At 73.2% G+C, this 14,717-nt stretch carries 10 protein-coding genes; 7 read left to right on the plus strand and 3 right to left on the minus strand.

The genetic code is table 11. The features are described 5' to 3' along the window. Window positions 1–65 precede the first annotated feature (65 nt). The 4 genes from ACVMYR_RS26485 (at window position 66) to ACVMYR_RS26500 (ending at window position 7,663) form a co-directional block, all read left to right on the plus strand. Window positions 66–1,112 carry a LacI family DNA-binding transcriptional regulator gene (locus ACVMYR_RS26485; protein ID WP_198956492.1) on the plus strand — a complete coding sequence of 349 codons (1,047 nt, stop codon included), beginning with the start codon at window positions 66–68 and terminating at the stop codon, window positions 1,110–1,112. Between the two features lie 101 nt (window positions 1,113–1,213). Next, window positions 1,214–4,624 (plus strand): glycoside hydrolase family 3 C-terminal domain-containing protein, encoded by a 3,411-nt coding sequence (locus ACVMYR_RS26490; RefSeq protein WP_431896412.1) that lies wholly within the window; start codon window positions 1,214–1,216, stop codon window positions 4,622–4,624. A 113-nt stretch (window positions 4,625–4,737) separates the two neighbouring features. Beyond that, entirely contained in the window at window positions 4,738–6,576 is a 1,839-nt protein-coding gene (gene recQ, locus ACVMYR_RS26495; protein ID WP_077936884.1) for a DNA helicase RecQ, read from the plus strand. A gap of 88 nt (window positions 6,577–6,664) precedes the next feature. Further along, entirely contained in the window at window positions 6,665–7,663 is a 999-nt protein-coding gene (locus ACVMYR_RS26500; RefSeq protein ID WP_077936885.1) for an NAD-dependent epimerase/dehydratase family protein, read from the plus strand. A gap of 50 nt (window positions 7,664–7,713) precedes the next feature. Here ACVMYR_RS26500 and ACVMYR_RS26505 read toward each other — a convergent pair whose 3' ends face one another. Further along, complete coding sequence (locus ACVMYR_RS26505; RefSeq protein WP_396793089.1) at window positions 7,714–8,118, minus strand: nuclear transport factor 2 family protein; 405 nt, start codon at window positions 8,116–8,118, stop codon at window positions 7,714–7,716. A gap of 86 nt (window positions 8,119–8,204) precedes the next feature. On the opposite strand from ACVMYR_RS26505, the gene ACVMYR_RS26510 reads away from it, so the two are divergent. The 3 genes from ACVMYR_RS26510 (at window position 8,205) to ACVMYR_RS26520 (ending at window position 10,001) form a co-directional block, all read left to right on the plus strand. Next, entirely contained in the window at window positions 8,205–9,017 is an 813-nt protein-coding gene (locus ACVMYR_RS26510; protein ID WP_077936903.1) for a helix-turn-helix domain-containing protein, read from the plus strand. Between the two features lie 71 nt (window positions 9,018–9,088). Further along, window positions 9,089–9,436: a hypothetical protein gene (locus ACVMYR_RS26515; RefSeq protein WP_431896415.1), complete on the plus strand. Its 348-nt coding sequence runs from the start codon at window positions 9,089–9,091 to the stop codon at window positions 9,434–9,436. Between the two features lie 67 nt (window positions 9,437–9,503). Further along, a complete protein-coding gene (locus ACVMYR_RS26520; protein WP_077936887.1) occupies window positions 9,504–10,001 on the plus strand; it encodes a DinB family protein in 498 nt (165 codons plus the stop codon). Window positions 10,002–10,647: 646 nt separating this feature from the next. Here ACVMYR_RS26520 and ACVMYR_RS26525 read toward each other — a convergent pair. After that, window positions 10,648–11,646 carry a twin-arginine translocation signal domain-containing protein gene (locus ACVMYR_RS26525; RefSeq protein WP_043962596.1) on the minus strand — a complete coding sequence of 333 codons (999 nt, stop codon included), beginning with the start codon at window positions 11,644–11,646 and terminating at the stop codon, window positions 10,648–10,650. A 121-nt stretch (window positions 11,647–11,767) separates the two neighbouring features. Further along, complete coding sequence (locus tag ACVMYR_RS26530) at window positions 11,768–14,701, minus strand: AfsR/SARP family transcriptional regulator (protein ID WP_457123037.1); 2,934 nt, start codon at window positions 14,699–14,701, stop codon at window positions 11,768–11,770. Window positions 14,702–14,717 lie beyond the last annotated feature (16 nt).

Consider the following 14,717-nt stretch of genomic DNA (forward strand, 5'->3'; position numbering starts at 1 on the left):
CCGGGGGGCGTGACGGGGGCAGACTTGTGCGCTGGCCGACCATTTCATGAGCGGCGGGAGGGGCTGTGGCACGCAAGACCAACGGGTCGGCGACGATGCGCGACGTCGCCCGCCTCGCCGGTGTGTCGATCAAGACGGTGTCCAACATCCTCAACGGCTATCAGTACGTGCGTCCGGAGACCCGCGAGCGGGTGGACGATGCGATCCGTGAGCTGGGCTACCACGTGAACGTGTCGGCGCGGAACCTGAGCCGGGGCCGCACGGGGGCGATCGCTCTGGTGTTGCCGGCGCTGCGCGGTGTCTACTTCGCCGAACTTGCGGACGCCGTCATGCGAGAGGCGTCCAGGCGGGGCCTGACCGTCTTCATCGAGCAGACCAACGCCGAGCGCGACCGCGAGTTGCGGGTCCTGGACGGCAGCTACCGGTCGCGCTTCGACGGCGTGCTGTACTCCCCGCTCGCGCTGGGCCAGAACGACCTCTCGCTGTTCGACGTCGACTTCCCCCTCGTGCTCCTGGGTGAGCGGGTGTTCGATGGCGGCGTCGACCACGTCACGATGAGCAACGTCGAGGGGGCACGTGCGGCGACCGAGCACGTCCTGGACCGCGGAGCGACCACGGTGGTTCCCCTGGGGGTCAAGGACGACCCGTCGCCGAGCAGCGGGACGCTGCGGTTCCAGGGCTTCCGGGACGCCCTCCGGTCGCGGGGGTTGGACGTCGACCCACGCGCAGTCATCGGTGTACCCGACTACTTCCACGCCACCGGCGCGGCGACGATCGCTCGTATCCTTGACAGCGGCGTCGAACCCGACGCGGTTGTGGCGTTCACCGACACACTCGCGCTGGGCGCGCTTGCTGCCCTTCAGGACCGCGGTCTACGGGTTCCCGAGGACGTCCTGTTGATCGGCTTCGACAACATCGACGAGGCGAACTATTCCCGACCTCCACTGAGCACCATCGATCCCGGACGCGACGTGATCGCACACCGGGCGGTCGCGCTGTTGGAAGAGCGGATCCAGCTTCAGTTCGACGGCGTGCCGCGAGAGGAGCGGCCGGCGCCCCGGCGGATTGTCATCGACTTCGAGCTGATCCAGAGGCGGTCGACGCTGCGCTGAGGCCGTCCGGCCGCACTCCCCGCCGTGACGGTATGGGGCATCGACACTGCGAAACCATCGATAAATTCGAGTTCTTCAACGTAAAGGGGAGGGGACCCTCGATGGTGAAGACCAGTTCTGCGCCCTCGCGAGCAAGGGGGCACGGCAGAGGCGCCAGGAGTCCAGGACGCAGGTCCTTGGCGTTCGGGCTGGCGTGGGCTGTGGCGGCGAGCGGGCTCGCCGCGTTCGCGCGGCCGGCTTCGGCCTCCGCCGAGGACACGCCGGCGTACCGGAACACCTCGCTGCCATTCAGTGTCCGTGCGGCGGACCTGGTTTCGCGCATGACGCTGGAGGAGAAGTACGACCAGCTCATAGCGATGCAGCCGCATGCGACCTGGCGTCCGAAGCCGAAGGCGATCGACCGGCTCGGCGTGAAGTCGTACGGATACTGGGGAGAGGCGAACCACGGGATCTACTTCCCGACCGTCCCCGGCAACGGCAACTACACGCAGTACCCGCAGAGCACCTCGATCGCATCGACGTGGAATCCGGGCATCACCCGGGAGATCGCCGGCGGTATCGCTGACGAGGCCCGCGTGACCTACAACACGTCCTGCCCGCCGGGTGTGACGAACCCCGACCCCGCCGGTGGTGCCTGTCACGGCCTGACCTACTGGTCGCCGAACCAGAACCTCAACCGCGACCCCCGGTGGGGGCGGGCGGACGAGTCCTACACCGAGGATCCCTTCCTGGCAGGCCAGGTGGCCGGCGCCTTCGTGACCGGTCTACAGGGCGACACGGCGTCACGTCCCGACACGGTTCCCACCGGAGCGGCCGACTACATCCAGGCGGTCGCCACGCCCAAGCACTACCTGGCGAACAACTCCGAGGCGAACCGCGACTTCGGCACGTCGAACATCACCGAGCGTTCGATGCACGAGTACTTCCTGCCGCCCTTCGCGGCCTCGGCCGGCGAGGCGGGCGCGCGGTCGCTGATGGCCGCCTACAACGCCTTCTCCGTGGTGGAGGACTACACCACCGACTACCCGTCCGCATCGAGCTACCCCACCCTGTGGAGTCCCCGCGACAATGTCACACCCGGCGGCACGCCCGGGACGCCGGCCGCGGCGAGCCGGTACGCCATCGAGACCATGCTGCGCAGGTCGTACGGCTTCGACGGCTTCGTCGTCTCCGACTGCGATGCGATCACCCGCGTGCACGGAACCGGGACGTCAGGACACTCGTGGCAGCCCGTCCAACTCGGCGGGCAGACGCAGATCAGCAAGACCCTCGGCAACGCCTGGGCGCTCAAGGCCGGCACCGATCTTGACTGCTCGGGCGGCGACTACCCGACGGCGAGCGGACTCCCGGCAGCTCAGAGCCAAGGCTTCGTCAGCGAGGCCGACGTCGACATCGCGCTCGTGCGCGCCTTCACCGCGCGGTTCCAGCTGGGTGAGTTCGATCCCGTCGCCTCCGTCCCGTGGAACAGCGATTCCTACTCGCTGTCGGAGGCCGGCGATCCCGATGTGAAGCTGGCTTCGCCGGCGCACCGTGCGGTCGCGCACGAGTCTGCCCTCGAGGCGCCCGTGCTGCTCAAGAACGCCGGCGGAGCGCTCCCGTTCGCGGGCGCGGCGTCCGGCAAGACCGTCGCCCTCGGGCACGTGGACACCCTCAACAACTTCCAGTCGGGCTCCTACTCCGGGCCCACGGCGGTCGACACGACCTTCGCCCAGGCGTTGGCCGAGCGGACGGGGGCGGCTCCCTCGGCCGTGACCGCGGGCTCCACCACGCCGTTCCTGTCCAGCCACCTTGCGGTGTTCCCCGACGTCCTCGACGCCGACGGCACCGCGATCACCACCTCTGTGTGCGCCAGCAGCCCCTGCGATCCCGTAGCGGACGCGGCGACCGCCGAATACCAGATCTCCCAGGCCGACAATGTCGTGGTCGTCGTCGGTCACCGGAACAACGACGGCGGAGAGGGCACGGACCGCGCAACAGTCGTCCTGCCGCGCATGCAGGCCGAGCTGATCCGGGACTCGATCGCCCCGCTCGCACAGAAGTACGGCAAGAAGATCGCGGTGTGGATCCAGGCCAAGACCATGGTCGACGTCAGCCCGTTCAAGGACCTGCCGAGCGTGGGGGCGATCGTCTGGTCGTCCTTCAACGGCATGTACCAGGGCAAGGCGATGGCCGAGTTGCTGTTCAACGACGCGGTGGCGCTGGAGGACGGGCGTACTGCGGTGGCCAACTTCTCCGGCAAGCTGCCGCTGACCTGGTACTCCGACGTCGACGCACAACTCGGGCCGGCGGCCGCTCCGGACCGCGCGATCGAGGACTACCGGATGACCAGGGCGGAAGGTGCCAGGTGCGGCCGGACCTACCTCTACTACCAGGTCGGTCCTGATTGCGCGGCTCCCCACTATGTGTTCGGTCAGGGCCTGTCCTACTCGCCCTTCGGCTACGGCACCCCGAGACTGTCGTCCTCGAAGATCACTCCCGACGAATCGGTGACGGTCTCGGTGCCCGTGTCGAACCGGGCCGCCAATCGCCCGGGCAAGGCTGTCGTGGAGGTCTACGCCAGAGCCCCGCAGGGCGCCGACGGCAGCCAACGCCCGCTCAAGCAGCTGAAGGGCTTCGTCAAGAGCGGCCTGATCGCTGCGAAAACCAAGACGGTGAAGGTCACCATCGACGCCGGTGACCTGTGGTTCTGGGACGACGTGAAGCACAAGAAGGTGTTTCCCACGGGCGACTGGACCATCCTGGCCGGGCCGAGCTCGGCCGACGCGGACCTGAAGTCGGTGAAGCTGCGGGTGACCGGACGCCGGACGCCCGGCGTCGAGGTGGTCTCGGCCCAGCCGGACGCCACCGAGTTGAGCCTGGACACCCCCGACAACCGGATCAACACGCGACTGTCGGTCACCAGGCACGACATGACGTTCTGGAACCTGTCCGACCGGGCGCTCACGGTGACGTACACCTCCTCCGACCCGTCGGTCGCCACGGTCGACGCCCGCGGCTCGGTCACACCGGTGTCCACCGGTGCCGTCCTGATCACGGCCAGGGCCACCGCCAACGGGGAGAGCAGGGCGACCACGTTCCCGGTCGTGGTGACCTCCGGCGCACCGGACGCCACCGGCTCGGCGTTCCCGAACGCCTACCCGTCGCGGGTCAACTTCGGCGATCGGGCAGTCAGCCTCGACCAGGCGTCCTCGGGGACGCAGCTGTCCGCGCGTGTGTTCCCGGCGGACCCGACAGCGACGTACGGCTACCAGATCGCCCCGATGGACACCAACACCGCCGGTGCGAGCGTCACCCCGGCGGGAGTCCTGACCGCGGCGAGGACCGGGCACGTGCGGGTAACCGTCACGGCAACCAGTGCCGGCGTACAGACGTCGGAGTCCGCCCTGATGACGATCACACCCGGGCGTCGGTGGGACACCACCGGCCCAACCAGGGGGAGATCCGGGCCCTGCACGCCTCCGCCGACGGGCCCACCCTGCTGGTCAGCGGCGCCGACGGGAGCCGGGCGCTGACCGGCGACCACGAGGGCAGGGTGCACCTGTGCGGCTGGGATCCGGCGGGCTACTTCGCCGCCGGGCCGGCCGGGTCCGGCGACGGTGTCGGGGCGCCCTCGTAGACTCGCCGGATGACTTCCCCCAGCGACACGCTCGCCGAGACTCCGCTGGGCGTGCTCCGGCGGGTCTTCGGCTACGACGCCTTCCGGGGCGAGCAGCAGGAGATCATCGACCACGTGGTCGGCGGCGGCGACGCCCTGGTCCTCATGCCCACCGGCGGTGGCAAGTCGCTGTGCTACCAGATCCCCGCGCTGGTGCGCGACGGCGTCGCGGTGGTCGTCTCCCCGCTGATCGCCCTCATGCAGGACCAGGTGGACGCGCTCACCGCCGTCGGGGCGCGGGCCGGCTTCCTCAACTCCACCCTCGACCCCGACGCTCGCCGCCTCGTCGAGGCCCAGTTCGTCGCCGGTGAGCTGGACCTGCTCTACCTCGCCCCCGAGGCCCTGGGCAGCGGGGGCACGCTGCGGCTGCTCGACCGGGGCCGCATCGCGCTGTTCGCCATCGACGAGGCGCACTGCGTGGCGCAGTGGGGTCACGACTTCCGCCCCGACTATCTCGCGCTGTCGATGCTGCACGAGCGTTGGCCCGACGTGCCGCGCATCGCGCTGACCGCCACGGCCACCGCCGAGACCGCGAAGGAGATCGCCACCCGGCTGGATCTCACGGCGGCCCGGCACTTCGTGGCCAGCTTCGACCGGCCCAACATCCAGTACCGGATCGTGGCCAAGCGGGAGCCCCGCAAGCAACTGCTCGACCTGATCCGCGCCGAGCACCCCGGCGACGCCGGCATCGTCTACTGCCTCTCCCGCGCCTCCGTCGACAAGACCGCCGAGTTCCTCGTCGCCAACGGCGTCGCCGCGCTGCCCTACCACGCGGGGCTGGACGCGGCCACCCGCGCCACGAACCAGAAGCGGTTCCTGCGTGAGGACGGCCTGGTCATGGTGGCCACCATCGCGTTCGGCATGGGCATCGACAAGCCCGACGTGCGGTTCGTCGCCCACCTCGACCTGCCCCGCTCCGTGGAGGGCTACTACCAGGAGACCGGCCGCGCCGGCCGCGACGGCCTGCCGTCGACGGCCTGGCTGGCGTACGGGCTGCAGGACGTCGTGCAGCAGCGCAAGATGATCGACTCCTCGGAGGGCGACGCGGCGCACCGGCGGGTGCTCGCCGCCCACCTCGACGCCATGCTCGCCCTCTGCGAGACCGTCGAGTGCCGGCGGGTGCGGCTGCTCAGCTACTTCGGGCAGGCCAGCGGGCCGTGCGGCAACTGCGACACCTGCCTGGAGCCGCCGGAGTCGTGGGACGGCACGATCGCCGCCCAGAAGCTGCTGTCGACGGTGCTGCGGCTGCACCGCGAACGCAACCAGAAGTTCGGCGCGGGCCAGTGCATCGACATCCTGCTCGGCCGGCGCACCGAGAAGGTCGTCCAGCACCGCCACGACGTGCTGTCCGTGTTCGGCATCGGCGAGGAGCTGAGCGAGGCCGAGTGGCGGGGCGTCGTGCGGCAGCTGCTCGCCCAGGGCCTGCTCGCCGTCGAGGGCGACTACGGCACCCTCGTGCTCACCGACGCGAGCGCCGAGGTGCTGGGCCGCCGCCGGCAGGTGCCGATGCGCCGCGAGACCGTGCGGCCGCCGAAGGCGCGGTCGGCGGCGAAGACCCGCCCCGGGGCGGCGGCCGTCGTCGAGCTGCCCGCCGGGGCCGAGCCCGTGTTCGAGCGGCTGCGCGCCTGGCGGGCGGCCACCGCCAAGGAGCAGGGCGTCCCCGCGTACGTGGTGTTCCACGACGCCACGCTGCGCCAGATCGCCGCCGACCCGCCGTCGACGCTGGACGAGCTGGCCCGGGTCAACGGCGTCGGCGAGGCCAAGCTCGCCCGCTACGGCGAGCAGCTCCTCGCCGCCCTGGGCGAGTAGGGGAGGGCGCCCGGGTTCTGCTGTCGGCAGATCCGCTGGGGGTGAACACCCGTCGCGGCCGGGCCGCCGCCCGGGGCAGGGTGGGACGATGAGACTCCTGGTGCTGGGCGGGACGGGCTTCGTGGGCGGGGCGACGGTAGCCGAGGCGGTGCGCCGCGGCTGGTCGGTGACGGTGTTCAACCGGGGGGTGAGCGGCGCGCTGCCGGCGGGCGTACACCGGTTGCGGGGGGACCGGGACGCGCCCGGCGGCCTCGCCGCGCTGGCCGACGGCGAGTGGGACCTCGTCGTCGACACCTGGGACGGCGCGCCCCGCGCGGTCCGCGACGCCGCCCGCGCCCTGCGCGAGCGGGCCGGCTGGTTCGGGTACGTCTCCAGCGGTTCCGTCTACGCCCGGCCGGTTCCGCCCGGCGTCGGCGAGGACGCGCCCACCGTCGCCGCCGAGCCCGACGCCGTCGACGGCTCCTACGCGCAGTTCAAGGCCGGCGGGGAACGGGCCGCCGCGGCGGTGTTCGGCGACCGGGCGCTGCTGGCCCGCGCCGGGCTGATCCTCGGCCCCGGGGAGGACATCGGCCGGCTGCCCTGGTGGCTGCACCGGGTCGCCCGGGGCGGCGAGGTGCTCGCCCCCGGCCCCGTCGACCTGCCCCTGCAGTACGTCGACGTCCGCGACCTGGCGGCGTGGCTGCTGGACCGGGGCGTGGCGGGCGACGGCGGGGCGTACAACGTGCTGTCGCGGACCGGGCACGCGACGATGGGTGAGCTGCTCGACGCCTGCGTCGCCGCCACCGGCTCGGCCGCCCGGCTGCGCTGGACCGACCCGGACACGATCCTCGCCGCCGGGGTGGAACCGTGGAACGACCTGCCGATCTGGGTCCCCCTCGGGCACGAGTACCGCTGGTTGCAGGAGCGGGGCGTGCAGCGGGCGCACGCGACGGGGCTGACCTGCCGGCCGGTGGCCGAGACCGTCGCCGACACCTGGGCCTGGCTGCGCGCGGTCGGTGGCGTGCCGCCGCGCGCCGGCCGCCCGGCCCGCCCGCCGGTGGGCCTGGACCCGCAGCGGGAGGCCGCCCTGCTCGCCGCCGCCGGCTGACCACGAAGGCCGCCGGACGGATCGCCGTCCGGCGGCGCGCCGTGCGTCGTCTACCGCCGAGCGGGTTCCCACCACGCCAGATTGGCGGCGACCTGGGCCGTCGGCTCGATGATCTCCCACCCCTCGGCGATCAGCCCGGCGTCGATCCGCCAGATGTCGACGACCGCGATCTCCGGCCCCGCATCGGGAAGCCACCGCCGCGAGTACACCACGACGTGATCGCCATCGGCGAGCACCTGATGAATCTCGACCTGCATGCCGACGAGCGGCACCAGCGCGGCGCGGACGGCGGCGAGCCATTCCCTCCTGGTCGACTTCACGGAGCCCGGTCTGTGGTGGACGAAGTCGTCGCTCAGGAACTGGGCGAGCGCGTCGACGTCGCCCGTCTCGACCAGCCCGGCGAGCGCCCGCTGGACGATGCTCTTGTTCTGCGCACTGTTGTTCCGTGTGGTCATGGACGCAGTGTTTCCGTGGTCACTCCGGTTGTCGATGAAATCGGATTTCATGGCGTCCGGCGCGGCGACGCGTACGCTTGGCGATCGTGCACACGGTCGGGGATCTCCTGCGGCAGTGGCGGCGACGCCGGGGACTGAGCCAACTGGATCTCGCGATCGCCGCCGACGTCTCGGCTCGCCACGTCAGCCTCGTCGAGACGGGCAGGTCCAAGCCGAGCGCCGGCATGATCCTCCGCCTCGCGGACCAGCTCCACGTGCCGCTGCGCGACCGCAACCGGCTCCTGCTCGCCGGGGGCTTCGCACCCCGGTACGCCGAGCGTCCCCTCGACGACGGCGCGCTGTCGGCGGCCCGCGACGCGGTCCGGCGGGTGCTCCGCGCGCACGAGCCGTATCCGGCGGTGGTCTTCGACCGCCGGTGGAACATCGTGCTGGCCAACCGCGCCGTCGATCCGTTCTTCGCGCAGGTGGACCCCGACCTGCTGCGACCGCCGGTCAACCTGGTGCGGCTGGGGCTGGACCCGCGCGGCTTCGCCCGCATGGTCGTGAACCTGGCCGACGTGCGCGCGGTGTTCCGTGCCCGGATCTCCCGCCAGCTCGCCGTCGCCCCCGACCCTGAAGTCGCCGCACTCTACGAGGAGCTGCTGGCAACCGCACCCGAGGACGCGTCGAGCCAACGGATCGACACCGACGTCGTGATTCCGATGATCCTGCGCATCGGCGGACGGGAGCTGCGGCTGTTCTCGACCATCACCACATTCGGCACGCCGATGGACGTCACGATCGACGAGATCGCGATCGAGTCCTACTATCCGGCGGATGCGGAAAGCGCCGCCTACTTTGCGGATCAGCGCCGCCCCGTGGTTGACACGCGGGACTTCCCCGGTCAATCGTTGCATTGATGAGGGTCGTTTTGAGTTCGGATTGCACCGGGCTCCGGTCCCTTCCCCGAACGCCCTACCGGGAGGACGCCATGCGCAGCTCCGTCAAGCCCGCCGCCGCAGGTCTCGTCGCAGCCCTGGTCGCCACGCTGGCCGTGGCGCTGCCGGCGTCGCCCGCAGCCGCCGGTGAGCCGTTCCAGAGCCCCGACACGGGCCTGGTCTTCTATTCGAGCTACCCGACCGAGATCGTCGGCAGGCAGGCCGCCCCTGACGGCGTCTGTCGTCCGGTCCCGGCCGACGCGACCTGGATGCTCGCCTGGAGCGGCGGCTTCGGCAGTGTCCCCGGCTACCAGACCCCCGACTGCAGCGGCCAGGCGTCCGAGCTGAACAACTTCCACAGTTGGCCGGAGGGCCGCTACCTCTCGTACCGGGCCGGCTGACCGGTGCTTCCGGTGGTCGTTCGTCCCGGTGGTCCTCTGCGGCGCGACGATCTGGAATGCTTCGGCCATGCCTTCCCTGCCGCCCACCTTCGCCGAACAGGTCATCGCACAGCCGGCCCGTGCCCAGTTCGAGGCGTTCATCGACGAGCACCGCAGTGCGCTCAACCACTGCCTGGACGGGCTGACGGAGGAACAGGCGCGCCGGTCGCTGGTGTCGTCCCGGACGACGCTGCTGGGCCTGGTGAAGCACGCGACCTTCGTCGAGAGGGTCTGGTTCGACGAGGCCATCACGTGCCGGCCGCGCGTCGAGCTCGGCCTCCCCGCGGCCTCGGAGGACTCGTTCCTCCTCGACGACGGTGACACGATCGCCAGCGTCCAGCAGGCGCACCGCGAAGCCTGCGACGCGGCCCGCCGGGCGACGTCGTCCCTGGACCTGGACGACATCCTGCGTGGCAACCGGCGGGGCCCGCTGCCGCTGCGGTGGGTCTATCTGCACGTGCTGCGCGAACTCGCCCAGCACTGCGGGCACGCCGACATCCTCCGGGAGCAGATCCTCGACGAGTAGTGCGCGGAAGTCCGCCTCCGCCGCCTCGAGCCGGTGTCAGTGTGAGCGGGGACAAGCGCAGCGCGTGTCCCCGGGCAGCCACGAGACCTCACACAACGCCGCAGAGCGGAGACCGGCGCAGATCTTGGTACGAAACAGCCCCCAGAGGGGCCATTTCGTACCAAGATCTCTGAACTCGCGAGCGTTTCGGGTTCCTCGGCCGGGGCCGCGACCTGCGCGGGAGGCCGGAGGGGCCGGAGCCGCCGGAGATCGTCAAGCGGTTCCTGTGGTTCCTGCCGCTGCGCGACGCCGAGGCTCGCGCGATCGCCCTGCGGATGCGCTGCCTGCGGACGCGCTGATGGGCCGCCCGCACCTGCCGATGCGCCCGGCCTGGCTGTGCCGGTCGTGCGCCGCGCCCTGGCCGTGCCAGCCGGCCCGCGCGTCGCCGCCGACGGCGTAGCCACCTCTGGGCACCCGCCGGCGGCGTACCCCCCAACGGTGGTCGGCGGGTCGCGGCCGTCCCACACCGACGGCCGCGACCCGCCGCACCCGTGGCGGGGCTGGTCCCGGTGACCCCGCCACGGGCGCTGTTGCGCCACGGACCGGGGCCCGCCGCAGGCCGACTCCGCAACGTCAGCCGCCGGCGGCGGGGCCCCGGTCCGGGCGGTCAGGGGTGGGTGCCGATCTGGTCGGCCTCGCCCTCGCCGATGCCGTACTCCCGCTCGGCGGGCGGGATGCCGTAGAAGCAGACGCTGTCGATCTGCCCGGCGGTCTCGTTGGCCACCGACGAGCCGAAGCTGACGTAGCGGTAGCCCCGGTCGGACTTGTAGCCGTCGATCCCGGCCTCGGTGACCTTCATGCTGATCCGGTTGTTCCAGCCCCGCACGTAGTCGACCATCTTGTACGGGTTGCGCTCGCCTCCGCCGTCCGCGCCCCGCTTCAGGTACGTCGAGCTGTAGCAGTGCACCGTGACCACGTCCGGCTGGTACGGGCCGGAGAGCATCCCGCCCAGCCCGTCGCCGGTGTCCCGCACGAACGCGTCGAACCAGCTGCCGGAGCTGCCGAAGGTGAAGCCGCTGCCGTCACCGGCCCACCGGCCGGCCGGCATGTTGACCGCCCAGAGCAGGTTGCCCCGGTCCTGCGACGGCTTGTTGTCGCGGATCGTCGCCAGCCGGTTCCACCGGGCCAGCCACGGGTTGTTCGGCTGGTGCCAGTCCGGCTCGTTGCCGATCTCCCAGACGAACAGCGTGTTCGGGTGCGCGTCGATGTAGGGCAGCATCAGGCTGAGCTGGTGGCGGGCCAGGTTCGGGTCCGGGTCCTCCGACGACTGGATGATCATCTCGGTGAGCCCGGTGCCGCGCAGCGAGTCGAGCTGCGCGTCGCTGAACCGCCGGTTGTACGGGTCGCCCCAGAACATCGAGATCCGGGCGGTCTGCGGGCGCATCCGGCGCAGGATGTCGACCTTGCGGCTGAAGTCGATGTTGTTGCTGGCGTCGCCCGGCGAGACGACGGCCCCCCACTTCATGTAGTAGGCGGCCGAGGCGGGCCGGGCGTCGCCGAGGACGCCGCCGACGGTCAGCGCGGCGGCGGACGCCCCGACGCCGCCGAGGAAGCCGCGCCGGGACAGCCCCGGGCGGTCCCCGGCGGGGATGGAACGGTCGGTCATGGTGGAGCCTCCCCAGGTCCGGTGGGCACGGCACGCGCCCGCCGCCCACCCTCCCCGGTGGACGCCTCGCCGGCCCTCTCAGCCCGCTCTCACCCCGCTCGCGCGAGCGCGACGGCGGCTCTCACCCCGCCCGCACCTCGCCCAGCAGGCGCAGCGCCCGCTCCCGTTCGCCGTCCTCGCCGTGCTCGCGGCACAGGGCGAGGCAGTAGCGCAGCGCCGACCGGGCCGCCGGCAACCGGCCCAGCGCCAGGTACGCCGCGCCGAGGCGGCGCAGCGCGATCAGCTCGCCGATGCCGTCGCCGACCTCCCGGGCCCCCGCGACCGCCTCCGTCAGCTCGGCCACCGCCCGCTCGTGCGCGCCCGTGCGCAGGTGCAGCTCCCCCAGGTGCCCCAGGGAGATCGCCTCGCCCCGCCGGTAGCCCAGCTCCCGGCACAGCCCGAGGGCCCGCCCCAGCAGGGCCTCGGCGTCGGCGTCCGCGCCGCGCCCGCCGAGCACCAGGGCCAGGCTCGTCGACGTGTACGCCTCCCCGAACCGGTCGCCCAGCTCCCCGAAGATGGCCAGCGCCTGCCGGAACGCCGCCTCCGCCGGCCCGGGCCGCCCGGCCACCCGGTGCGCCGCGCCGACACCGAACAGCACCTGCGCCTGGCCGGCGCGGTCGCCGAGTTCCACCGTGATCGCCTTCGCCCGGCTCAGCGCGGCCATCGCCTCGGCGTCGCGCCCCCGCAGCCGGTAGGCGGTGCCCGCCGCGCGCAGCGCCAGCGCCTGCCCCCTGCGCTCGCCGAGCCGGTCGAACCCGGCCAGCGCCGCGTCGAAGCAGGCCAGCGCGTCGTCGAGGCGGTCCAGGTTGAGGTGCCGCTCGCCGAGGGACCGCAGCAGCCAGGCCCGGCCCGCGTCGGTGCCGGCGGCCACGCAGGCGTCCAGGGCCGCCGTCGTCGCGCCCGCCCAGTCGTCGAGGTGTTCGCGCAGCTCGAACAGCCGGCCCAGGGTGTTGGCGAGGTTCCACGCCGGCTCGACCAGACCGGCCGCCGCCGCCCGCCGCACGGTCGCCACCAGCATCCGCCGCGACGCCTCGAACCAGGCCACCGGGTCGCCGAGCACGGCGTCGCGTTCGGCGGCCGTCCACCGCGACCAGCGCGGGGCGGCGCCGGCCACGCCCCGCCGGAAACCCCCGCCGGTACGCCGGTACGCCTCGTCGGCCAGCGTCAGCCACCCGCCGGTGAGCCGCCCCAGCGCGGTCGTGCGCTCACCGGGCGCGCCGTCGGCGTCCAGCAGTTCCCGCGCGTACGCCCGAACCAGGTCGTGCAGCCGGTAGCCGCCGCCGTCGGCGTCCACCAGGCGGGCCTCGACCAGCCGCTCGGTCAGCTCCTCGCCCTCGGCCGGCGACCGGTCCAGCAGCGCGGCGGCGGCCCAGCCCGGCACCCGGGGCAGGTCCACCCCGCCGAGCAGCCGCAGCAGCCGCCGCTCGGTCGGGTCCAGCTCGTGGTAGCTGGTGGCGAGGCTGGAGCGCACCGCCAGGTCGCCGGTGCGCAGCACGTCGAGGCGGGCCCGCTCGTCGGCGAGCTGCCCGGCCAGCTTCGCCACCGGCCAGTGCGGCCGGGCGGCCAGCCGCGCCCCGGCGATCCGGATGGCCAGCGGCAGGTACCCGCAGCGTTCGGCCACCCGCACGCAGTCGGCGTGCTCGGCGGCCACCCGGTCGGCGCCGATCGCGTGCCGCAGCAGGTCCACCGCCTCGTCGGCGGCGAACACGCCCAGGTCGACGTGGTGCGCGCCGGGCAGGGCGGTGAGCCGGCGGCGGGCGGTCACCAGCACCGCGCAGCCGGGCTCGGCCGGCAGCAGCGGCCGGAGCTGGTTCTCCCCGGCGGCGTTGTCCAGCACCACGAGCAGCCGTCGCCCGGCCGTGCGGGCCCGGAACAGCGCCGCCCGTTCGTCGGTGTCGGCCGGCACCGCCCGGGGGTCCTCGCCGAGGGCGTGCAGGAACCGGCCCAGCACCGTCGACGGGTCGTGCGGCTCGCCGCCGCCGCGCAGGTCCACGAAGAGCTGACCGTCGCCGAACCGGTCCCGCACCAGGTGCGCGACGCGTACCGCGAGGGTGGTCTTGCCGCTGCCGGCCGCGCCGGACACGACCACGACGGGCGGCGCGGCCGGCTGCCCGGCGTCCGTGGCCGGGCCGTCGGCTGGCGGAGCCAGCAGCGCGGCCAGCCGGGCCGCGAGGTCGTGCCGGCCGACGAAGTCGGCGGCGTCCATCGGCAACTGGGCCGCCGGGGGCGCGGGCGGCGGCGCCGCCGGGGCGGGCTCGGCGGCGTCCAGCAGGGGGTCGCCGTCGAGGATGCGCCGGTGCAGCTCCCGCAGCCCCCGGCCGGGCTCCAGGCCCAGCTCCGCCACGGTCGCCGCCCGGCCCCGCCGGTACGTCTCCAACGCCTCGGCCCGCCGGCCGGTGCGGTGCAGCGCGAGCATCAGCCGCTCCCGCAGCTCCTCCCGCAGCGGCTCGGCGTCGACCATCCGGTGCAGGGCGGGGATCAGCTCGGCGTGCCGGCCGAGGGCGAACTCGACGTCCACCCGGTCCCGCTCCACGGCCAGGCGCAGCTCGGTCAGCTCCGCCACTGCGGCGGGGAACCCGGCGGCGTGCGGGTCGCCCGGCAGGCGCACGTCGGCCAGGACCGGGCCGCGCCACAGCGCCAGCGCCTCGCCGTAGCGGCGGGCCGCCTCGGCCGCCCGGCCCGCCCGGGCCAGCGCGGCGGCCTCGGTGGCGCGGGCGGTGAACACGCGCGCGTCGAGGTCGGCGTCGGCGACGGTGAGCCGGTACCCGCCGGGGCGGGTGGTGATGGCGTCGCCGAGCACCCCGCGCAGCCGCCAGATCAGCGTCTGCACCTGCCCGACGGCCGTGTCCGGCGGCGCGTCGCCCCACAGCGCGCCGAGGAGCTGGTCCAGCCCGGTGTCCCGGCCGGCGTTGACCAGCAGGACGGCCAGCAGCGCCCGCTGCTTGCCGCTGCGCGGGGTGACCGTCCGCCCGGCCACGGCCACCTCGAGCGGCCCGAGTATCGCGAAGCTGGCCATCGGCCGGCACCGTACC

The organism is Micromonospora sp. PTRAS2, from assembly GCF_054052245.1.

Coding starts and splice junctions, on each gene's coding strand:
- ACVMYR_RS26515 (WP_431896415.1), top strand. CDS start 9,089: ATGCGCAGCTCCGTCAAGCCCGCCGCCGCAGGTCTCGTCGCAGCCCTG.
- recQ (WP_077936884.1), top strand. CDS start 4,738: ATGACTTCCCCCAGCGACACGCTCGCCGAGACTCCGCTGGGCGTGCTC.
- ACVMYR_RS26525 (WP_043962596.1), bottom strand. CDS start 11,646: ATGACCGACCGTTCCATCCCCGCCGGGGACCGCCCGGGGCTGTCCCGG.
- ACVMYR_RS26490 (WP_431896412.1), top strand. CDS start 1,214: ATGGTGAAGACCAGTTCTGCGCCCTCGCGAGCAAGGGGGCACGGCAGA.
- ACVMYR_RS26520 (WP_077936887.1), top strand. CDS start 9,504: ATGCCTTCCCTGCCGCCCACCTTCGCCGAACAGGTCATCGCACAGCCG.
- ACVMYR_RS26500 (WP_077936885.1), top strand. CDS start 6,665: ATGAGACTCCTGGTGCTGGGCGGGACGGGCTTCGTGGGCGGGGCGACG.
- ACVMYR_RS26505 (WP_396793089.1), bottom strand. CDS start 8,118: ATGACCACACGGAACAACAGTGCGCAGAACAAGAGCATCGTCCAGCGG.
- ACVMYR_RS26530 (WP_457123037.1), bottom strand. CDS start 14,701: ATGGCCAGCTTCGCGATACTCGGGCCGCTCGAGGTGGCCGTGGCCGGG.